General features: G+C 72.4%; 19 protein-coding genes and 1 pseudogene. 10 read left to right on the forward strand and 10 right to left on the reverse strand.

Going from position 1 to position 20760, the window contains the following annotated elements:
- Positions 1-176 precede the first annotated feature (176 nt).
- From OG331_RS39925 to fxsA, 4 genes are all read left to right on the forward strand, one after another.
- Entirely contained in the window at positions 177-617 is a 441-nt protein-coding gene (locus OG331_RS39925) for an Lrp/AsnC family transcriptional regulator (RefSeq protein ID WP_328429053.1), read from the forward strand.
- A gap of 46 nt (positions 618-663) precedes the next feature.
- Positions 664-2268, forward strand: coding sequence for an amidohydrolase (locus OG331_RS39930; protein WP_406206002.1), 1605 nt, complete (start codon positions 664-666; stop codon positions 2266-2268).
- A gap of 557 nt (positions 2269-2825) precedes the next feature.
- The gene (locus tag OG331_RS39935) at positions 2826-3638 is read left to right on the forward strand and encodes a polyprenol monophosphomannose synthase (RefSeq protein WP_328882957.1); all 813 of its coding nucleotides are present in this window, start codon (positions 2826-2828) and stop codon (positions 3636-3638) included.
- A gap of 52 nt (positions 3639-3690) precedes the next feature.
- A complete protein-coding gene (fxsA, locus tag OG331_RS39940) occupies positions 3691-4245 on the forward strand; it encodes an FxsA family membrane protein (RefSeq protein WP_406206005.1) in 555 nt (184 codons plus the stop codon).
- A 155-nt stretch (positions 4246-4400) separates the two neighbouring features.
- On the opposite strand, the gene OG331_RS39945 is transcribed toward fxsA, so the two are convergent.
- The 4 genes from OG331_RS39945 to OG331_RS39960 all read right to left on the reverse strand — a co-directional run bounded on the left by OG331_RS39945 (position 4401) and on the right by OG331_RS39960 (position 7987).
- Positions 4401-4775 (reverse strand): RNA polymerase-binding protein RbpA, encoded by a 375-nt coding sequence (locus OG331_RS39945; protein ID WP_003977404.1) that lies wholly within the window; start codon positions 4773-4775, stop codon positions 4401-4403.
- A 278-nt stretch (positions 4776-5053) separates the two neighbouring features.
- Entirely contained in the window at positions 5054-6439 is a 1386-nt protein-coding gene (locus OG331_RS39950; protein WP_406206008.1) for an MFS transporter, read from the reverse strand.
- A 55-nt stretch (positions 6440-6494) separates the two neighbouring features.
- Complete coding sequence (locus OG331_RS39955) at positions 6495-7265, reverse strand: glycerophosphodiester phosphodiesterase (protein WP_406206011.1); 771 nt, start codon at positions 7263-7265, stop codon at positions 6495-6497.
- Positions 7262-7987 (reverse strand): YitT family protein, encoded by a 726-nt coding sequence (locus OG331_RS39960; RefSeq protein WP_406206014.1) that lies wholly within the window; start codon positions 7985-7987, stop codon positions 7262-7264. The genes OG331_RS39955 and OG331_RS39960 overlap by 4 nt, the downstream gene beginning before the upstream one ends.
- A 40-nt stretch (positions 7988-8027) precedes the next feature.
- Here OG331_RS39960 and OG331_RS39965 point away from each other — a divergent pair, with 40 nt between their 5' ends.
- Entirely contained in the window at positions 8028-9527 is a 1500-nt protein-coding gene (locus OG331_RS39965) for a PLP-dependent aminotransferase family protein (RefSeq protein ID WP_406206017.1), read from the forward strand.
- Positions 9528-9567: 40 nt separating this feature from the next.
- On the opposite strand, the gene OG331_RS39970 is transcribed toward OG331_RS39965, so the two are convergent.
- Together OG331_RS39970 and OG331_RS39975 are read right to left on the reverse strand one after the other, a co-directional pair.
- Positions 9568-11202 (reverse strand): ABC transporter ATP-binding protein, encoded by a 1635-nt coding sequence (locus OG331_RS39970; protein ID WP_406206020.1) that lies wholly within the window; start codon positions 11200-11202, stop codon positions 9568-9570.
- 40 nt (positions 11203-11242) lie between these two features.
- Positions 11243-11437, reverse strand: coding sequence for a hypothetical protein (locus OG331_RS39975; protein WP_004002760.1), 195 nt, complete (start codon positions 11435-11437; stop codon positions 11243-11245).
- Between the two features lie 328 nt (positions 11438-11765).
- On the opposite strand from OG331_RS39975, the gene OG331_RS39980 reads away from it, so the two are divergent.
- The 5 genes and pseudogenes from OG331_RS39980 to OG331_RS40000 all read left to right on the forward strand — a co-directional run.
- Positions 11766-12158, forward strand: a complete 393-nt coding sequence (locus tag OG331_RS39980) for an ankyrin repeat domain-containing protein (RefSeq protein ID WP_406206023.1) — start codon at positions 11766-11768, stop codon at positions 12156-12158.
- A gap of 301 nt (positions 12159-12459) precedes the next feature.
- Positions 12460-13878 (forward strand): HEAT repeat domain-containing protein, encoded by a 1419-nt coding sequence (locus OG331_RS39985; protein ID WP_406206026.1) that lies wholly within the window; start codon positions 12460-12462, stop codon positions 13876-13878.
- Between the two features lie 199 nt (positions 13879-14077).
- Positions 14078-15208, forward strand: a complete 1131-nt coding sequence (locus tag OG331_RS39990; protein WP_406206029.1) for a glycosyltransferase family 4 protein — start codon at positions 14078-14080, stop codon at positions 15206-15208.
- Entirely contained in the window at positions 15205-16428 is a 1224-nt protein-coding gene (locus OG331_RS39995; protein ID WP_406206032.1) for a glycosyltransferase, read from the forward strand. The genes OG331_RS39990 and OG331_RS39995 overlap by 4 nt, the downstream gene beginning before the upstream one ends.
- A pseudogene (locus tag OG331_RS40000) lies at positions 16425-17249 on the forward strand (SGNH/GDSL hydrolase family protein); the annotation flags it as partial. The gene OG331_RS39995 and the pseudogene OG331_RS40000, both read left to right, overlap by 4 nt.
- Before the next feature lie 378 nt (positions 17250-17627).
- Here OG331_RS40000 and OG331_RS40005 read toward each other — a convergent pair.
- The 4 genes from OG331_RS40005 to OG331_RS40020 are packed head-to-tail and all read right to left on the reverse strand — an operon-like array spanning position 17628 to position 20752.
- Positions 17628-18497, reverse strand: coding sequence for a biotin-dependent carboxyltransferase family protein (locus tag OG331_RS40005; protein ID WP_406206035.1), 870 nt, complete (start codon positions 18495-18497; stop codon positions 17628-17630).
- The gene (locus OG331_RS40010) at positions 18494-19111 is read right to left on the reverse strand and encodes an allophanate hydrolase subunit 1 (protein ID WP_406206038.1); all 618 of its coding nucleotides are present in this window, start codon (positions 19109-19111) and stop codon (positions 18494-18496) included. Before OG331_RS40010 ends, OG331_RS40005 begins: the two co-directional genes overlap by 4 nt.
- Positions 19108-19866: a LamB/YcsF family protein gene (locus tag OG331_RS40015; protein WP_406206041.1), complete on the reverse strand. Its 759-nt coding sequence runs from the start codon at positions 19864-19866 to the stop codon at positions 19108-19110. The genes OG331_RS40010 and OG331_RS40015 overlap by 4 nt, the downstream gene beginning before the upstream one ends.
- 46 nt (positions 19867-19912) lie before the next feature.
- Positions 19913-20752: a putative hydro-lyase gene (locus OG331_RS40020; protein WP_406210621.1), complete on the reverse strand. Its 840-nt coding sequence runs from the start codon at positions 20750-20752 to the stop codon at positions 19913-19915.
- Positions 20753-20760: the final 8 nt, after the last annotated feature.

The raw sequence follows: 20760 nt of genomic DNA on the forward strand, positions 1-20760 counted from the left end.
ATCACGGAGCCTGTTCGAGGCCTGTGGCGTTCGTCACATGCCGCTCGCAGGTGCCCCTGGCGGCCGGTTTGTCCCTCAGTCGGCTCACAGCAGCCTCTCGGAGACATCACAAACCGGGCATGACCTGGGCTGCTCAGGTATCCGGGGAGATCAGCCGCACTGTAGGTTCTTGCGCCATGGAGGAGCTGGACCGACAAATCGTGCAGCTGCTCGTCAAAGACGGGCGGATGAGCTACACCGACCTGGGCAAGGCCACGGGCCTGTCCACATCTGCCGTGCACCAGCGGGTGCGCCGGCTCGAGCAGCGCGGCGTCATCCGTGGCTACGCCGCGGTCGTGGACTCCGAGGCGGTGGGGCTGCCCATGACCGCGTTCATCTCGGTGAAACCGTTCGACCCCAGCGCCCCCGACGACATCGCGGACCGGCTGGCGGGCGTTCCCGAGATCGAGGCCTGCCACAGTGTCGCCGGCGACGAGAACTACATCCTGAAGGTCCGTGTGGCCACGCCGCACGAGCTGGAGGAACTGCTGGCCAGGCTGCGGTCACTGGCGGGGGTTTCGACCCGGACCACCGTGGTGTTGTCCACGCCCTACGAGGCCCGTCCGCCCAAGATCTAGTGCCCCGTGTCCGGGGCGGTCCCGGTGAGGCGCGAGACTGTTCTCCATGAGTGAGCGCAGCGCCGAACCGAAGACCGTCCTTCTCCGCCGCGGAGAAGTCCACAGCCCCGCCGACCCCTTCGCCACCGCGATGGTCGTCGAGCGCGGACAGGTCGCCTGGGTCGGCTCCGAGGGTGCCGCCGAGGCCTTCGCGGACGGCGTGGACGAGGTCGTCGATCTGGACGGTGCTCTGGTCACGCCCGCGTTCACCGATGCGCATGTGCACACCACCGCTACGGGCCTCGCCCTCACCGGCCTCGACCTGTCCGGCGCCGGCTCCCTGGAGGCGGCGCTCGCCCTCGTACGGGACTTCGCCGCAGCCCGGCCGAACGACCGCGTCCTGCTCGGTCACGGCTGGGACGCCTCGCGCTGGCCCGGCGGACGGCCGCCGACGCGTGCCGAGCTCGACGCGGCCGCCGGTGGCCGCCCCCTGTACCTCTCCCGCATCGACGTCCACTCGGCGGTCGTCACCACGGCCCTGCTGGACCTGACGCCCGGCGATGTCGGCGCGGCGGACGCCCCGCTCGTCGCCGGCGCCCACCACGCCGTACGCGCCACCGCGCTGGCCGCCGTCACCCCCGCCCAGCGCATCGAGGCCCAGCGCGCCGCCCTCGCCCACGCCGCCTCCCTCGGTATCGGCACCGTCCACGAGTGCGCCGGGCCGGACATCTCCTCCGAGGACGACTTCACCGGCCTGCTCCGGCTCGCCGCCGAGGAAGCGGGACCGCGGGTCGTCGGCTACTGGGCGGAGCAGGACGTCGACAAGGCGCGCGAGCTGGGCGCGATCGGCGCGGCCGGTGACCTGTTCGTCGACGGCGCCCTCGGCTCCCACACCGCCTGTCTGCACCAGCCGTACGCCGACGCCGCCCACACCGGCACCGCCTACCTGGACGCGGCCGCCGTCGCCGCCCACGTCGCCGCCTGCACCGAGGCCGGCCTCCAGGCGGGCTTCCACGCGATCGGCGACGCCGCCGTGACCGCCGTCGTCGAGGGCACCCGCGCCGCAGCCGAGAAGCTCGGGCTCGCCCGCATCCGCGCCGCCCGCCACCGCGTCGAGCACGCCGAGATGCTCAGTCCCGACACCATCGCGGCCTTCGCCGAGTTGGGCCTGACCGCCTCGGTGCAGCCCGCCTTCGATGCGCTGTGGGGCGGCGAGGAGGGCATGTACGCCCAGCGCCTGGGCGCCGAACGCGCCCGCTCACTCAACCCCTTCGCGGCCCTGCTGCGCGCCGGCGTACCCCTCGCCTTCGGCTCCGACAGCCCTGTCACGCCCCTCGACCCCTGGGGCACGGTCCGCGCGGCCGCGTTCCATCACACGCCTGAGCACCAGGTGTCCGTGCGCGCCGCGTTCACGGCGCACACGCGCGGCGGCTGGCGGGCGGTCGGGCGCGACGACGCGGGCGTCCTGGTGCCGGGCGCCCCCGCCGACTACGCCGTGTGGCGCACCGACGAACTGGTGGTCCAGGCCCCCGACGACCGGGTCGCGCGCTGGTCCACCGACCCCCGCTCCGGCACCCCCGGCCTGCCCGACCTGACCCCCGGCCGGGAACTCCCCACCTGCCTGAACACGGTTGTGGGCGGACGAACGGTCTTCGTACGGCCGGGCGAGTGATCTCCCGGGGTGGCGCGAACCGGATCGATCCGCTCCGCCCCGTCGCGCGACCTGCGCATCCTCTGCGCTGACCAGGGAGTTGGGCGGATTTCCGCAGGTCAAACGGCTGTTGACAGGCGGAGGCCCGAGGCCGGTAGGTTCGGCCGAGTCCACCACCGGACGCCCGACCGGGGAACCGCGGAACTTCCGGGAACCCGTCGCAACGCCGCTGGGTCAGGGACGGTGTGCCGTACCGGGGCACCGTCACTGGGAGCCAGGCTCAGTGCCCGCGCGGCGACGACGGAACGTTCCGGCCGGTCGGGGAGGTGTGACCCGGGTGGGGCCCGGGCGCTCAGTAGACAACGGCTTTCGGTCGATCCGCAGCCAGCGGGTCCCAGGTCGGCCCGAAGGGCGCCGGGCCCCCATCCGCAGCAGGCGTACCCCGGCGTACGGATGCGCAAAATCCCATGCCTACCCGGCTCTTGCGGAATCGACACCGCCATACGAACGTGCTGTCACGTCAGCGCAGGCCGCGCCCACTATGGTGGACGTCTGCGTACGGATGTGAAGGGGCAGCAGTGAACGACGGCGACGGGACCCTCGCGGCTCATGACCGGGGGAAGCGGTTCGGGCCGCTCGGCACGGCGTTGGTGATCATTCCGACCTACAACGAGGCGGAGAACATCAAGAGCATCGTCGGCCGGGTCCGCAAGGCGGTCCCCGAGGCCCACGTGCTCGTGGCCGACGACAACAGCCCCGACGGCACCGGCAAGCTCGCGGACGAACTGGCCGCCGAGGACGACCACGTCCAGGTCCTGCACCGCAAGGGCAAGGAGGGCCTCGGCGCGGCGTACCTCGCGGGCTTCCACTGGGGCATGGAGAACGGCTACGGCGTCCTGGTCGAAATGGACGCCGACGGCTCCCACCAGCCCGAGGAACTGCCCCGGCTGCTGACCGCCCTCAAGGGCGCCGACCTGGTCCTCGGCTCCCGCTGGGTACCCGGCGGCCGGGTCGTGAACTGGCCCAAGTCCCGCGAGTTCATCTCCCGCGGCGGCAGCCTCTACTCCCGGGTCGCGCTGGACCTGCCCCTGCGCGACATCACCGGCGGCTACCGGGCCTTCCGCCGCGAGACCCTCGAGGGGCTCGGCCTCGACGACGTCGCCTCCCAGGGCTACTGCTTCCAGGTCGACCTCGCCCGCCGTGCGGTCAAGGCCGGCTTCCACGTCGTCGAGGTGCCGATCACCTTCGTCGAGCGCGAGCTCGGTGACTCGAAGATGAGCCGAGACATCCTGGTCGAGGCGCTGTGGCGGGTCACGTCATGGGGCGCGCGGGAGCGGGTGGGCAAGCTGCTGGACCGCTCGAAGTCGTCGCCCCCGTCGCGACCGTCGTAGCGGCCGTCGTCCTCTTATCCCGCTCTGAGCCGGGTCCAGGCACACTGGACGCATGACGACTGGCGCTCCGACCCCCACCTATCCCACCCGGCCGCGGCGCTCCCGGCTGCGCACCTTCCTGCCGCTGGGCATCGCCGCCTGGCTGGTGTTGGAGATCTGGCTGCTGACCGTGGTCGCGGACGTGGCGGGCGGGCTCACGGTGTTCCTGCTGCTGCTCGCCGGGCTCGTGCTCGGCTCGGTGGTCATCAAGCGGGCGGGGCGACGCGCTTTCCAGGCACTGAACGAGGCGCTGCAGCGCGGCGGCACCCCGGAGCGCGGCGGTGGCAACGGACTGATGATGCTCGGCGGCCTGCTGATCATGCTGCCGGGCCTGGTCTCGGACGCGCTGGGCCTGATCCTGCTGATTCCGCCGGTCCAGAAGGCGCTGAGCAGCTATGCGGAGCGGACCTTCGACCGAAAGCTGCGTGAGGCGGGGCCGGGTTCGTTCGGCGATGCCTTCCAGCAGGCCCGTATGCACCGGCCCGACGGCAAGGTCGTGCAGGGTGAGGTCATCAGGGACGAGCCCGGGGATGCCCCGCAGGGCCCCAGGCCGCCGCTGAACAGCTGAGGGAGGTGGTCCGGGGCGGAGCCCCGGCGACCTCGCTCTGCCCCTCGTCCAGAGCGTCGAGAGCAAGTCGGGGGCAACGCACGAAACCGCAGGTGCCGTACGTCACTAGACGTACGGCACCTGCGGTTATCGGCGTGTGTTGTTTGCGGCGTCCGCTACGCGGACTTGCGGCTGTCCCGGGGATGAACCGCGATGTTCATCGCCCCGGAACGCAGAACGGCGAGCCGTTCCTCGAGGACCTCTTCGAGTTCCTCGCGGGTCCGCCGCTCCATCAACATGTCCCAATGCGTACGCGCGGGCTTGGCCTTCTTCTCCTCAGGGCCGTCGCCGTCCACGAGGAGTGCCTGGGCCCCGCAGACCTTGCACTCCCACTCCGGCGGGATCTCCGCCTCGACCGAGAAGGGCATCTCGAACCGGTGCCCCTTCTCGCATGCGTACTCCACGGCCTGGCGCGGGGCCAGGTCGATGCCGCGGTCCGTCTCGTAGCTGGTCACCACGAGGCGCGTGCCGCGAAGAGCTCGCTCACTCATGAATCGTGCCTCCCGGGCTTGTCGCCCACAGGACAGGTGTCGCTGTCGTCGTCATCCGGTCAACGTCCGGTCGGCGGTAAAGATTCCCGTTCCGTGTCCCGTTCCGGGTGATGCGTCGCCGTCGTAGCCGCAGCCTTGCTGACCAATGTCGTACCCACCGGCGCCCGGTTTGTCACATCTGCTAGCAGATGTAACCCAGCGTTTCGGCATCTTTGACGCGCAGTAACGGTACGCCTGGCAGGCCAAACGCGTACACTACCGCCCTTTGACTCGGAACGCTAAATCGTGGTCGGCACCGGATTGCCCGCGTCACTGATCGCCCGGCGCACCGGGACCCTCGCGAGCAGGGCGAATCCGATGACGAAGAAGGCCACCAGGGAGATGATCGCGTCCCGATAGCTTCCGGTCAGCTGGTACGTGATCCCGAACAGCAGTGGCCCGAGCCAGCTCATGCCCCGGTCGCTCATCTCGTACGCCGAGAAGTATTCGGCCTCCTTGCCCGGCGGGACGAGATGGGAGAACAGGGACCGGGACAGGGCCTGGCTGCCGCCCAGGACCAGCCCGATGCCGGCCGCCAGCACGAAGAACCACATCGGCGCCCCGGCCGGCAGGAAATACCCCGCCGCCAGCGTCACCGTCCAGGCCACCAGCGAGCCGAGGATCGTCCGCTTCGCCCCGTAGATCCGGGCCAGCCGCCCCATCGCCAGCGCCCCCACCACTGCCAGCACCTGGACCAGGAGCACGGCGCCGATGAGGGTCGACTGTTCGAGGCCCAGTTCCTCGGAGCCGTAGATCGACGCCTGGGAGATCACCGTCTGGATGCCGTCGTTGTAGATGAGGTAGGCCAGGAGGAAGGCGAGCGTCAGGGGGTGGCGGCGCATGTCGCGGATGGTCGCCGCCAGCTGCCGGAAGCCCTGGGCGGTGGGCTTCCCGGGCGCCTCCGCGTTCTTGGCGCTCGACTTCGCCGGATCCGCTGCGGACCTGCGATCGCGCAGGCGGCGCAGCGGGATGATCGCGAACGTGCCCCACCACAGGCCGGCCGAGGCGAGGCAGATCCGGACGGCCATGCTCTCGGAGACGCCGAAGGAGTCGTGTGCCAGGTACAGGACCAGGTTCATGACCAGCATCAGCGAGCCCGACGCGTAGCCGAAGGCCCAGCCCCGGGAGGAGACCGCGTCGCGCTCCTCGGGCGGTGCGATCTGCGGGAGGTAGGAGTTGTAGAGCATCATCGCGACCGACTGCGCCGCGTTCGCGACTATCAGGAGCAGCCCGCCGAGCACATAGCGGTCGCCGTCCAGGAAGAACATGGCCGTGGTCGCCGTGGCCCCCAGATAGGCGGCGGCCGCAAGAAGGGGCTTCTTGCGGCCGGTGCGGTCCGCTGCCGCGCCGACCAGGGGCATCACCAGGACGGCCACGATCACCGACAGGGACACCGAGTACGCGAAGAAGGAGCCCGCGCGCACCGGGATGCCCAAAGGGTGGACGAACCCGTCCGCGTCCGCCGCCTCCTCGGCGACCGACGTCAGATAGGGGCCCAGGAAGACCGTGAGCACGCTCGTGGAGTAGACCGAGCACGCCCAGTCGTAGAAGTACCAGCCGCGCTGCTCGCGCCGGCGCCCGGCGGCATCGTCGGCCGCCTCCGTCCGCACGGTGTCGGTGCCCACCCGCGCCCTCACTCTTCCGTGATGATCCCGCGCGCGGGTGGAGTCCGGACGGGGGTCAGACCCAGACGCCCCGGTCCTCCATGACCTTGCGCAATGTGTCGATGTGATCGGTCATGATGCCATCGACTCCCAGGTCCAGGAGCCGGTGCATCGCATCGGGATCATTGATGGTCCACACGTGCACCTGCAGCCCGCGCGCGTGGGCGGCCCGTACGAAGCGGTGGTCCACCACCTGGATCCCGGACTGCGTCTCGGGCACCTGTGCGGCGACCGCCGAGCGGCGCAGCGCGGCCGGCACGCCCCAGGAGCGCAGCCGCAGATTGAGCACACCCCGGGTGCCGTACGACGTCGCCAGGCGCGGTCCGGCCAGTCGCTGGGCGCGGATGACGCGGGCCTCGGAGAAGGAGCCGACGCAGATGCGGTCCCAGGCGCCTGTGCGTTCGATCAGGTCGAGGAAGGGGTGCAGCGACGGCTCCGCCTTCAGGTCGACGTTCCAGCGCACGTCGGGGAAGGTCTCCAGGAGCTCTTCGAAGAGCGGCACCGGCTCCTGGCCCGCCACGCGCGCGTGCCGTACGTCGCCCCAGGGCAGGTCGGCGATCCTGCCGGCCCCGTCCGTCACCCGGTCCAGGGTCGCGTCGTGGAAGGCGACGAGCTTGCCGTCGCGCGTGGAGTGGACGTCGGTCTCGATGTACCGGTACCCCATGTCGACCGCGCGCCGGAACTGCAGCACGGTGTTCTCCAGGCCGTCCGCGGCCCCGCCCCGGTGGGCGAAGGGGATCGGGCCGGGGTGGTCCAGATACGGGTGGCGTATGCGCGTGGTGCTCACGGACGCAGTATCGCGCGCCGGGGTTGCCCGGTGGCAACGACCGCGCTGCCGTCCGATGCCGACGGGACGGCGAACACGCGCAGGAAGAGCTGCGCGAGCGGGCCGATGGACACCGCGTAGAGGAGGGTGCCGACGCCGACGGTGCCGCCCAGGGCGAAGCCGGTGACGACGACCACGATCTCGACGGCCGTGCGCATCAGGCGGATCGAGCGGCCGGTGCGCAGGTGCAGGCCGGTCATCAGGCCGTCCCGGGGACCCGGTCCGAAGCGGGCGGCGATGTAGAGGCCGGTCGCGACGCCGTTGAGCAGGATGCCGGCCAGGAGGAGGGGGATCTGGACGGCCAGGGTGTGCGCCTCGGGGGTCAGGGCGAGCGTGCCGTCCATGGCGATGCCGACCACGAAGACGTTGGAGACCGTGCCGAGGCCCGGGCGCTGGCGCAGCGGGATCCACAGGAGCAGCACTGCTGCGCCCACGATGATCGAGACGACGCCGATCGTCAGGCCGGTGCGCTCGGCGAGGCCCTGGTGCAGCACGTTCCAGGGCTCCAGGCCCAGGCCCGCCTGGACGAGCAGTGCCGAGCTCGCGCCGTAGAGCGCGAGTCCGATGTAGAGCTGTGACAGCCGCCGTACCAGATGCCGCTTTGTGGTTCCTTGTGTGGACAAGATGCGCCCCCCTGTGGTGGTAGTGGCCTGCTGCGTGACACCCTGTGGCTTGGGAGGCATCGCCCTCCATGGCCAATTCGGGGAAGGTGGACTGGAAATCATGGCGCAGTGGACTTCTGCGGTGGGTGCCGCGCAGCTGGCCCGGCTTCTCACGTCCCAGCAGGACCGCCCCGCCGGCCCGGGCAGCAAGCGCCCGCCCGCCTACCGTGCGCTGGCCGACGGTGTCCGGCTGCTCGTCCTGGAGGGCCGTGTCCCGGTCGCCGCGCGGCTGCCCGCCGAGCGTGAGCTGGCCCTCGCACTGTCCGTGAGCCGTACGACGGTGGCCGCAGCCTATGAGGCGCTGCGCGCCGAGGGGTTCCTGGAGTCCCGGCGCGGGGCCGGCAGCTGGACCGCCGTACCGGCAGGGAACCCGCTGCCTGCCCGCGGCCTTGAGCCGCTGCCGCCCGAGGCGCTGGGCTCCATGATCGACCTGGGCTGCGCGGCGCTGCCCGCGCCCGAGCCGTGGCTGACCCGTGCCGTGCAGGGCGCCCTGGAGGAGCTGCCGCCGTACGCCCACACCCACGGCGACTATCCGGCCGGGCTGCCCGCGCTGCGCTCGACGATCGCCGACCGGTACACCGCGCGCGGGATTCCGACCATGCCCGAGCAGATCATGGTGACGACCGGGGCGATGGGCGCCATCGACGCGATCTGCCATCTGTTCGCGGGCCGCGGTGAGCGGATCGCGGTCGAGTCGCCGTCGTACGCCAACATCCTCCAGCTGATGCGGGAGGTGGGCGCCCGGCTGGTGCCGGTCGCCATGGCGGAGGGGCTGGCCGGCTGGGACGTGGACCGCTGGCGGCAGGTCCTGCGGGACGCCGCGCCCCGGATGGCCTACGTCGTCGCCGACTTCCACAACCCGACCGGGGCGCTTGCCGACGACGACCAGCGCAGGCGGCTGGTGGACGCGGCGCGGTCGGCGGGGACGGTGCTCGTCGCCGACGAGACGATGAGCGAACTGTGGCTCGATCCGGACATCGAGATGCCGCGACCCGTGTGCGCCTTCGACCCCGCGGGGTCGACCGTCGTCACCGTCGGGTCGGCCAGCAAGGCCTTCTGGGCGGGCATGCGGATCGGCTGGGTGCGGGCGGCTCCGGATGTGATCCGCAGCCTGGTGGCCGCGCGCGCGTACGCCGACCTGGGGACGCCGGTCCTGGAGCAGCTGGCCGTGAACTGGCTGTTCGGCACGGGAGGTTGGGAGCAGGCGGTGGACCTGCGGCGCACGCAGGCCCGGGAGAACCGGGACGCCCTCGTCGCGGCCGTGTGGCGGGAGCTGCCCGAGTGGGAGTTCGAGGTGCCGCGGGGCGGCCTCACGCTGTGGGTGCGGACGGGGGGCCTGTCGGGATCGCGGCTCGCGGAAGTGGGGGAGCGGGTGGGGGTTCGGGTGCCGTCCGGGCCTCGCTTCGGGGTGGACGGCGCCTTCGAGGGGTATGTGCGGCTGCCGTTCACCGTGGGGGGCGCGGTGGCCGAGGAGGCCGCGGTGCGGTTGGGGGCGGCGGCGCGGTTGGTGGAGAGCGGGGCTTCCGGGGGCGGCGACGCGGCGAGGCCGTTCGTGGCGTGAGCGGCGTGAGCACCTCTTCTCGCGTCCGCTGTGTCGGCTCCTACGAAGTCTCGGCCACCACGGCCTCCGCCGGCACCGGCTCCGGCTGCTGTTCCGGCTTCTCCAGCTTCGGGAGTGCCTCCGCCTCGACCGGCGTCGTCCGCTCCGGCAGCAGGTCCACAACCGCCTGCCGGTGGGCGTCGCTCGTTGCGTCGTCGTACGGGTCCGGGGTCGCCGGGACCTGGAGGCGGTGGACGGGGCTCGTGCCGAGGCGGGCGTAGCCGCGGCCCGGCGGGACGTCGGCGACCTGGGTGGTGTGCGGGGGAGCGCCCAGGACCGTCCGCAGCTGCTCAGCCGTCGCGGGGCCGAGCACGACACGCGCGCGTGTGTGCTGTCGCACGGCTTCGGACAGGGCGTCCATGGCGTCCCACTGCTCGGCCACGACCACCGTGACGCCCACCGCACGGCCGTGTCTGAGCGGGACCTGGAGCAGGGACTGCGGGTCCTTGCGGTGGTCCGCCGCGGCGAGGTGGGTGAACGCGGTCGGGCGGTCGAGGAGGATCCACAGCGGGCGCTTGGTGTCGTCCGGGGGCGGGTTGCCCGCCTGTCGGGCGCGGTTCACGGCGATGAGGCGCCGCTCCGTCTCCGTCGCCGCCCACTCCACGCTCGCCAGGGCCCCCGACAGACCGCACTCGACCGCCAGGACGCCGTCGCGCCCGATCAGACAGGCGTACTCGCCGGTGCTGCCGCCCTCGACGATGACGACGTCGCCGTACTGCAGGGCCTGCAGGGCGATCGAGCGCAGCAGCGTCGAGGTGCCGCTGCCGGGCTGGCCCATGACCAGCAGATGGGGCTCGGTGGAGCGGATACCGGTGCGCCAGACGACCGGCGGTACGTCGCGCTGCTCCGCGCCGTGGGTGAGCGGGAGCGTGCGCTGGACGTGGGTGGGGTCGGTGAAGCCGAGGACGGTCTCGCCGGGGTTCGTGACGAAACGCTGGGCGGCGATGTCGGTGGGCAGCGCGGCGAGGACGGTGACCGCCAGCTCGTTGCCCTCCTCGTCCCAGGCGAAGTGGTACTCCCGGCCGCGGCCGGACTTCGCGGTCAGCAGGTGCTCGATCCGCGCGCGGGACTCCGCCTCGCCGTCGGTGAAGTAGGCCGGGTAACGGATCAGCAGGCTGCTGACGCGGCCCGTGCCGTCGAAGTCGAACTCCGGGAAGGCCTTCTCCCACTCGCCGCCGTGGGTGTACAGCGGAGCCGGGTCCTCGGCGGCCGAGAAGTACGGGACCAGGGCCTCGTAGAGCGCCCTCAGCCGCTCCGTCTGGGACTCGTCGGGTCCCTCGGGCGTCGAGGGCTTGCGGTCCCGGCCCTGCCAGGCTGCCGCCGCCATCAGGCTGATGACGGCGAGCAGCGGCCCGTACGGAACCAGCGCCACGACCAGGATCACCGAGGCCACCAGGAACAGCAGCGGTCCGCGTTTGTCCTTGGGGGTGTCGGCCCACTTGCGCCGCCCGGCCGAGGCCAGCCGGCGCAGACCACGGGTGATCGTGATCAGTGGGTGGAGGACGTCAGAGGCGCTGTCGCCCGCCGTCCGGGCCAGCTCCCGGCTACGGGCGAACTGCGCCCGGGCCAGCTCCCGGCTTCGGGTGATCTGCGCGCTGCCTGTGCTCAGGATGCGGGGGAGGGGGCGGCGGGCCACTGCTGTCTCCTACAGGTGCGTACGGGCGGGTGGGGCGGCGTCAGAACTGGATGCCGCCCAGCAGGCTCGCCAGGCTCTCGCCGCCGGCCTTGATGCTCGGGGCGATGGCCGTGCTTGCCAGATAGAAGCCGAACAGGGCCGAGATCAGGGCGTGCGACGCCTTCAGCCCGTCCTTGCGGAAGAAGATGAAGACGACGATGCCCAGCAGAACGACGCCTGAGATGGAGAGGATCATGTGAGTGCTCCTGGTTTGGTGGGGACAGTCACCATGAGTACTTCCAGGCTCACAGGATGTATCCATACTATAAAAGGTGCAACTGGGTGAAATTCGTCAGATTTCCTCCTGTTGGCGGAGTGTCCTGAGGCGGATGAGCTTGGGTGTTGCGTCCCGCCGTGTCTGCGATGATCTTTGCCGCGAGCGCATCAGGTCATGTGCCGCGCGAGCCAGTACCCTGGCGAATCACTCGTACGGCCGAGCACCGCTCGCGGTCGTACCCGTGCTCCCCGCAGTTCCCAGCAGTTCCCCGCAGTCCCCGTGTACGTAGTGAGAGGCGGTCCGGCCGATGACTGATGCCCCCGACCCGGAGGTCGTGGAGCTGGCGACCAAGATCTTCGATCTGGCCCGGCAGGGGCAGACCGAGGCGCTCGTGGCGTACGTCGACGCGGGCGTTCCGGCCAACCTCACCAATGACCGCGGCGACTCCCTCGTGATGCTCGCCGCCTATCACGGGCACGCCGGGGCGGTGCGCGCCCTGCTCGCCCGGGGTGCCGAGGCCGACCACGTCAACGACCGGGGCCAGACGCCGCTCGCCGGTGCCGTCTTCAAGGGTGAGACGGAAGTCATCAAGGCCTTGCTCGAGGGCGGCGCCGACCCCGCCTCCGGAACGCCTTCGGCCGTCGACACGGCCCGGATGTTCGCCAAGACAGAACTGCTCGAACTGTTCGGCGCACACTGATCCGAATGTTCTGACCAGCGAAAACGCAGAAAACGGGGGAGGCGGTACAAGGCCGCCGAAATTTCGGTCGCGGCAGATGGAAGTGCCGAGTCATCATGACGTCGTGATTCACGGACGCGATGGCTGGGCAGGTGTTGCCGCACCGCGCGGGCCGTGATGCGGTCCGCATGGGCCACCGACGAGAGGCAGAGGAAGATGGTCTACAGCAAGCAGGAAACGGCGGGCGCCCCGACGTGTTGTCACGCGGCCAGGTGAAGCAAGAACCCCGGTTGCGTCGACGCTTGATGTGAGGCTGTTTCCCATGTTCGAACCGGTCATAGCGCCCAGCGGTACGCTGCTCGGCCTGCTTCAGCGGGGCCGCGGCGACGGCACACTGCACGCGCTCACCGCCCCGCGCGCCGAAGCGCTCGCGGCCCTGAACCACTGTGTGCTGCGGGACCCCCGCCACGACTGGCAGGTGGAGAACCGCTCCCTGTACTACGCCCGTCTCTACCTCGACCTGAACGGCGAGCTGGACGAGATCGAGGCGCACCTCTTCGACGTCGAGGACGCCCTCGACACCGAGGAATCCCGCACGGGGCTGGCCCTCGCCGTCCTCGGCCACCTCGCCTCCTACGGCAGGCTGGACGCGCTCGCGCTGCTGCGCAGGTACGCCGCCTCGGGCTCCAACTGGGCCTGGGCCCTGGACGAACTCGCGCTCAGGGACGACGACGCGGGGCTGCGTGCCCTCGCCGCGCCCGTGCTGGCGCGGTTCCCGGCCGATCCCGAGGGTGAGGCCGAGCTGGCCGCCGTCGTACGCGATGCTTTTGAGCCACGCCCGTGGCGGCTCTGGGCCGAGGATCAGCGCGAATCGATCGCCACACGTGTGCGTGCCGCTCACGAGGCCGGCTGTTTTGACCGCTGGCAGCGGCAGATGCGACCTACCGGCCCCCGTCCGGGGTGGAGCGTGCAGGCGGTCTTCGAATGGGCCCAGCAGGGCATGGAGCGCGGAGCCGCGCTCCATGTGCCGGCCGCGCGGTGCCTCATGGCCGTCGCCGGCGCCGAGGACCGGCCCGAAATCGTCGCTGCCGCCAAGGACGGCACCGACGGAGCCCGCTGCACCGCCCTGCGCTACCTGGCCGACACCAACGATCCCGGCGCCCTCGACCTGATCGAGGCGGCCGTGATCACCGGCTCTTCGGCGGTCGTGGATGCGGCCCTCGACGCCTTCGAACGGATGCGCAGCGTCGCCGCCATCGACCGCGCGCGCGGCTGGGCCCGAAGGCCCGATCCGCTCGGTGCCGCCGCCGGACGCATGCTCGCCTGCCGGGGCGGGGCCGAGGACAAGGACCTGGTCCTGGCGGCGCTGCGCGAGGCCGTACGGGGCGAAGGTCCCGACGCCCCGACCCTGTGGACCCTGGTCGACGGCACCGGACGGCTCGGCATCGCCTGCGCGGCCCCCGTACTGCGCCATATCTACCGCGAGACGGCGTCCTCCCATCTACGGGGCCGCACCGCTCGCGCTCTCGCCGCCACCGACCCCTCCTACGCCTCAGGATTCGCCGTCGAGTGCCTCTGGGACTGCGAGGAGACCACCCGCGAGATCGCCGCCCGGCATGCCGAGACCGGTGACACCCGCGTGGTCGAGCGACTGCGCCGGCTCGCCGCCGATCCGGCCGAGGAGGCCGAGGTCCAGACGGCCGTACGCAGCCGGATCGGACCCGACGCAACCACCGGCTGACCATCGGCCGGGACATGTGACCGCACTGTGAACGTCCGCGGAGATCCGCCCGCCAGGTGAACTCGGGGTGGCCGACGGGTCAGGTCTGCATGGCCGGGACCTGACCCGTTCGGTCGCGGAGCGCAACGCTCATGGGACGTTTCTTGTTTGGAAAGATCCACGTTGACGCGGCCACGTCCAGCACGGCGACAACACCGGTATGCGTGTCGTCATCGTGACCGAATCCTTTCCCCCCGATGTGAACGGCGTGGCCCACTGCGCGCTCCAGACCGCCCGACACCTCGTCGACCGCGGTCACGCTCCCCTCGTCGTCGCACCCGCTCCCGCTCCCGGGAACAAGGCAGCCGCCGCCCTGGCGCCCTGCCCCGTCGTCCATGTCCCCTCCCTTCCGCTCCCCGGCTATCCCCAGGTCAGGGTCGCCCTCCCCAGCCGGCGCCTGGCCGCCGCGCTGATCCAGCACCAGCCCGACATCGTGCACCTGGCCAGCCCCTTCGTCCTCGGCGTCCGCGGCATGGCCGCCGCCGCCCGGCTCGGCATCCCCGCCGTCGCCGTCTACCAGACCGACCTGGCCGGATACGCCCGCACCTACATGGGCGCCGGCGAGGCAGCGGCCTGGCGGCGCATAAGGTCCGTCCACTCCGCCGCCGACCTCACCCTCGTCCCGTCCAGCGCGTCCATGAACGACCTCGAGGCCCACGGGGTGCCCCGGCTCAAGCTGTGGGCACGCGGCGTGGACACCGCACGCTTCCGCCCCGAGCTGCGCGACGAGAAGCTGCGCCGGGAACTCGCCCCGAACGGCGAGGTCATCGTCGGCTACGTCGGGCGGCTCGCCCCGGAGAAGCACATCGAGCTGCTCTCCGGCGTGTGCGGCCTGGCGGGCGTGAAGGTCGTGATCGTCGGCGACGGGCCGAGCCAGCCCGCGCTCGCCGAGGCGCTGCCCGGCGCGGTCTTCCTGGGCCGCCGCGGCGGGGACGACCTCGCCCGGATCTTCGCCTCGTTCGACATCTTCGCCCACACGGGTCCGTTCGAGACCTTCTGCCAGACCGTGCAGGAGGCCATGGCGAGCGGTGTGCCGGTCGTGGCGCCGGCCGCCGGCGGTCCGCTGGACCTGGTCGACCACGGCCGCACCGGGCTCCTGGTGCCGCCGCGCGACGCCGACGCCGTACGGGACGCCGTGGGCTCCCTGGTCGCCGACCCGGCGCTGCGGGCCGCGTACGGGGCCGCCGGACACGCGACGGTCGACGGCCGCACCTGGGCGGCCATCGGCGACCAGCTCATCGCCCACTACGAGGCCGTGCTCAAGGCGCGGAGGCCGGCGGTGGCGGTATGAACTCCTCGGTGAACGCCTCAGGTAACCCCTCTGTGAACCCGTCCGTGAACCCGTCGACGAACACCGGGCTGCGGATCGTCCGGCTGGCGAACTTCGTCGCCCCCGCCTCCGGAGGCCTGCGCACCGCGCTGCGCGAACTGGGCAAGGGCTTCAAGCTGGCGGGCCACGACCCCGTCCTCATCGTGCCGGGCGAGAAGTACAGCGACTGCGAGACCGAGCAGGGCCGTGTGATCACCCTGCCCGGCCCGATGCTGCCCGGCACCGGCGGCTACCGCGTGCTCGTCGACAAGCGGCGGGTCGCGGCCCTCCTGGAGGAGCTCGCCCCCGACCGCCTGGAGGTCTCCGACCGGACGACGCTGCGGTGGACCGGCAAGTGGGCCCGCCGCGCCCGGGTCCGCGCGGTGATGGTCTCCCACGAGACCGCCGACGGCGTGCTGCGCACCTGGGGCCTGTCGGAGAACCTGTCCCGGCGGGCTGCCGACGCCCTGAACCTCCGTACCGCCCACACCTACTCGAAGGTCGTGTGCACCACCGAGTTCGCCGAGCGGGAGTTCGTGCGGATCGGAGCCCGCAACGTCGTGCGGGCTCCGCTGGGCGTCGACCTGATGAACCGGCGGCCCACCCTGCGGGACGCGGCGCTGCGCGAGACCCACGCGCGTGCGGACGAGAAGCTGCTCGTGATGTGCTCCCGGCTCTCCGTCGAGAAGCGGCCCGGCACCGCGCTGGACGCCCTGGAGTCGCTGCGCCGGCGCGGCGTGCGAGCGGTGCTCGTGGTGGCCGGCAACGGGCCCCTGCGCGCCGGCCTGGAGAAGCGGGCGCAGGAGCGCGACCTGCCGGTGACCTTCCTCGGCCATGTCGCCGACCGCAGCCTGCTCGGCGCGCTGCAGGCCTCCGCCGACATCTGCCTGGCCCCCGGGCCCGCCGAGACGTTCGGGCTCGCCGCGCTGGAGGCCATGGCCTGCGGCACGCCTGTGGTGGCGAGCGCGTCCTCCGCGCTGCCGGAGGTGATCGGCTCCGCCGGAGCCACCGCGGCGGACAACGGCGACGCCTTCGCGGACGCCGTGGAGATGCTGCTCGACCGTCCCGAGCGCGAGCGCCGCGAGGCGGCACGCGCGCGTGCGGAGTGCTTCGGCTGGGGCACGGCGGTGGACGCGTTCCTCACCGCGCACGAAGCGGCGGTGCCGGTACGTCCCTTCGCCCGTGCGGAGGGCGCGGCATGAGACCGCTCCGCTACGTCGCCCTCGGGGACTCGCTGACCGAGGGGGTGGGCGATCCCGTGGGGAACGGGTGGCGCGGCTGGGCCGCGCTGCTCGCCGGCGGACTGTCCGAGCCGGCTGCCGAGTTCACCAACCTCGCCGTGAGTGGGGCACAGACGCGGGACGTGCTGGAGAAGCAGCTGCCGACGGCGCTGTCCCTGCGGCCCGACGTCGCGTCCGTCCTCGTGGGCGTCAACGACACGCTGCGCAGCACCTTCGACATAGAGAAGATCGCCGAGCGCCTCGACAAGGTCTACGCGTCCTTCACCCGTCAGGGCACGGCCGTGCTCACGGCATGCCTGCCCGACCCGGGCACGATGCTGGGCCTGCCGGGAATCCTGGGCAACCCGCTGGCCCGTCGGCAGCGGGCCGTCAACACGGTGGTCCACACGCTGTCCGAGCGGTACGGGGCGCTGCATCTGCACGCGGTCGACGACGCCTGGATCATGGAGCGCGCGATGTGGAGCTCCGACCGGCTGCACCCCGGGGAGCGCGGGCACCGGCAGATCGCCCTGCGCTTCCACGCGATGCTCGCGCACCGGGCCCTCGCGACACAGACGGCGCCCTCGCCCGAGCCCGAGTTCCCGCCGCCCACCAAGTCGGCGAGCCTGCTGTGGCTGGCCACCGCGGGTACGGCCTGGATGATCCGGCGCTGCAACGACCTGCTGCCCCAGCTGGTCCGCCTCGCCGCCGTCGAGATGCGGCACCGCGCGAAGGGCACCAGCGACCGGCTCGACCTGCGCGCGGCACAGTCGGTGTCCAGGGCGTTGGCGGTGCTGTCGATGCCGGACGGGACGGCGTCGGCCGGGCACCGCTCGGTGTCCGAGTCGGTGGCGTTGGCCGGGCAGGGGCCGCTGTCCGACCGGGTGGCGGTGCCCGAGCATCCGATGGCACCGGAACACCGGTCGGTGACCGATCACCGGCCGGCGGCCGAGCACCGGTTGGTCACCGATCGTGGATCCGTGCCCGAACACCTGTCCCGGCCGGAGGGACTGTCGGTGCCCGTGCCCGGACAGCGCTCGGTCCAGGAGCCGCAACCCGCACCTGAGGCGGCGTAGCGGTTGCCAGGACAGGGCTCGGCCTCCGGAGCGGCATCCCACGCCGCCTGAGGCGGGCGCCACGCACGCGTGCGTGGCGGGAGGTGGTCGGCGCAGTGGCGGGCGTCAGCGACGGCGTACGGCCACGAAGCGGACCGGCGTCCCCGGTACGGCCTGTGCGGCGGCCGGGAGGTCGGCCGCGCAGACGACGGCGATCACCGGGTAGCCGCCCGTCGTCGGGTGGTCGGCCAGGAACACGACCGGCCGTCCGTCGGGCGGGACCTGGACCGCGCCCAGGACCACGCCCTCGCTGGGAAGTTCGCAGGTGCGCGCCCGTTCCAGGGCGGGGCCCTCGGTGCGCAGCCCGATGCGGTTGCTCGCGGCGGACACGCGATAGGGGTGGGAGGTGAAGGCACGCACGGCCGCCGGGGTGAACCAGTCGTCGCGCGGGCCCGGCGTCACCCGCAGGACCAGTTCGGAGGGGGGCGCCGGCTGCGGGGCGACGTCCACGCGCGCGTGCAGCTGCGTCGGCCGGCCCAGGGGGAGCACCGTGCCGTCCGTGAGAGGCGCTGGGCCGAGGCCGGACAGCAGGTCCGTGGAGCGGCTGCCGAGGACCGGCTCGACGGCGATGCCGCCGGACACGGCCACATAGCTCCGTACGCCGGACATGGCCCCGCCTACGTCCAGAAGCGCACCGGCGGGCACGCGCACCGCAGCGCCCCAGGCGACCGGACGTCCATCCACCGTGACGCGGCAGGGCGCGCCGCCGACCGCCACGGTCACCGTCGAACGGGGCCGTACCGCACAGCCGTTGAGCGTGGTCTCCAGTACGGCTGCCTCCGGAGGGTTGCCGACCAGGCGGTTGACCAGCGCCGCCGCGGGCCCGTCCAGCGCACCCGAGCGGGGCACCCCGAGGTGGGCGTGCCCGGGCCGGCCGAGGTCCTGCACGGTGGTGAGCGCCCCGGCGCGTACGACGGACAGCGCGCGGTCGGTCATGAGCACCCCACCGGAACGAAGCGCACGCGCGTGCCCGGCGACAGCAGCGCGGCCGGCACACGCGTGTGGTCCCACAGCACGGCGTCCGCGGTGCCGATCAGCTGCCACCCGCCCGGCGACGAGCGCGGATACACGCCCGTGTACGGGCCTGCCAGCGCCACCGCACCGGCGGGGACGGCCGTGCGCGGCGTGGCCCGGCGCGGCACGTCGTAGCGCGGCGGCAGGCCGGTCAGATAGCCGAACCCGGGGGCGAAACCGCAGAAGGCGACGCTGAATTCGGTGTCCGCGTGGATGCGGGCCACCTCGGGCGGGGAGACGCCCCAGTGCGCCGCGACGTCGGCCAGGTCCGGGCCGTCGTAGCGCACCGGGAGCTCGACGACCTCACCCGCGCGAGGGGGAGCGTGCGGCACTTCGGAGGTGGTCAGTTCGGAGGCCAGGCGGGCCGGGTCGGCGAGCCCGTCGAGCAGCACCGTACGGGCCGCCGGAACGATCTCGCGGACGGACAGCGAGCCCTGCGCGCGGCGGCGCAGCAGCTCGGCGTGGAGCGCCCGGGCCTCCTCGCCCGAGGCCACCTCGACGAGCAGAGCGTCGTCGCCGACGGGCAGCGCCCTCATACGAAGGCCTCCACGCGCACACCCGACTCCTCCAGCCGTGCCCGCACCCGTCGGGCCAGCTCGACGGCGCCGGGCGTGTCCCCGTGCAGGCACAGGGAACGCGCGCGTACCGCCACGGGAACTCCGGAGTGGGAGGTGACCACGCCCGAGCGGGCCAGGCCCACCGAGCGCTCCACGACGGCCTCCGGGTCGGTGATCACGGCGCCTTCCCGGCCGCGCGGCACGAGCGTGCCCTGCTCGGTGTACGCGCGGTCCGCGAACGCCTCCTTGACGGCCGGCAGCCCTGCCTTGGCGGCCAACTCCAGTAGTCGTGAGCCCGGCAGACCGAGCACGGGCAGCGAGGCGTCCGCCAGGAGCACGCCGTCGACGACCGCGCCGGCCTGCTCCTCGTCGTGCACGACGCGGTTGTAGAGCGCGCCGTGCGGCTTGACGTACGACACGCGCGTGCCGGCTGCCCGCGCGAAGACCGCCAGGGCGCCGATCTGGTAGGCCACTTCGGCCGCCAGCTCGGCGGACGGCACGTCCATCGCGCGCCGCCCGAACCCCGCCAGGTCCCGGTAGGAGACCTGGGCGCCGACCCGTACCCCGCGCTCGGCCGCCTGCTCGCACACCCGCCGCATGGTGGCCGCGTCCCCGGCGTGGAAGCCGCAGGCCACGTTGGCGCTGGTGACGACCGACAGCAGCCGTTCGTCGTCGGTGAGCTGCCAGCGGCCGAAGCCCTCGCCGAGGTCGGCGTTCAGGTCGATGGAGGTCATCGGTCCGTCGTTTCTCCTGTCGGGTGACTTCTCTTCGGGTGACTTCTCAGGCGATGCGGTACTGCTCGTCACGGGCGTCGGTCAGGAACATCTGGCCCGGTGCGTGGGTGATGGCGAACGGCGGCCGCGAGGCCATCACGGCGGCCTGCGGGGTCACTCCGCAGGCCCAGAACAACGGGATGTCGTCCGGCTCCGCCTCGACCGGATCGCCGAAGTCGGGGCGGCCGAGATCGGCGATGCCCAGCGCCGACGGATCGCCGCAGTGCACGGGGCTGCCGTGCACCGCCGGGAGGAGACCGGTCTCCCGCAGCGCCGCCGCCACATGCTCCGGCGGCACCGGGCGCATGGACACCACCATCGGGCCGTGCAGCCGCCCCGCCGGCCGGCACTGGCGGCTGGTCACGTACATCGGGACGTTGCGGCCCTGCTCGACGTGGCGGATCGGGACGCCGGCCTCGGCCAGCGCGCACTCGAAGGTGAAGCTGCAACCGATGAGGAACGACACCAGGTCGTCGCGCCAGTGCGCACGTACGTCCTTCGGCTCGTCCACCAACTCGCCGTCCCGCCACACCCGGTAGCGCGGCAGATCGGTGCGCAGGTCGGCGCCGTCGGCGAGGACGGTCGTCCAGGAACCGGCGTCCGTGACGTCCAGGACCGGGCAGGGCTTGGGATTGCGCTGGCAGAACAGCAGCATGTCGTACGCCCAGTCGGCGGGCACCGAGATCAGGTTGACCTGGGTGTGCCCCGCGGCGACCCCGGCGGTGGGCCCGGTGAGGCCTTCCCGGAAGCGGGCGCGTGCCGTTCGCGGGCTCCACGCGTGCGCGTGCTTGTCGACGAGGGTGAGGGGGCGGTCCGCTTCGAGGCTGAGCGGACGGTCCTCCGTCAGGGCCGGTG

This window comes from Streptomyces sp. NBC_01017, from assembly GCF_045162795.1.
Classification (GTDB): Bacteria; Actinomycetota; Actinomycetes; order Streptomycetales; family Streptomycetaceae; genus Streptomyces; species Streptomyces machairae.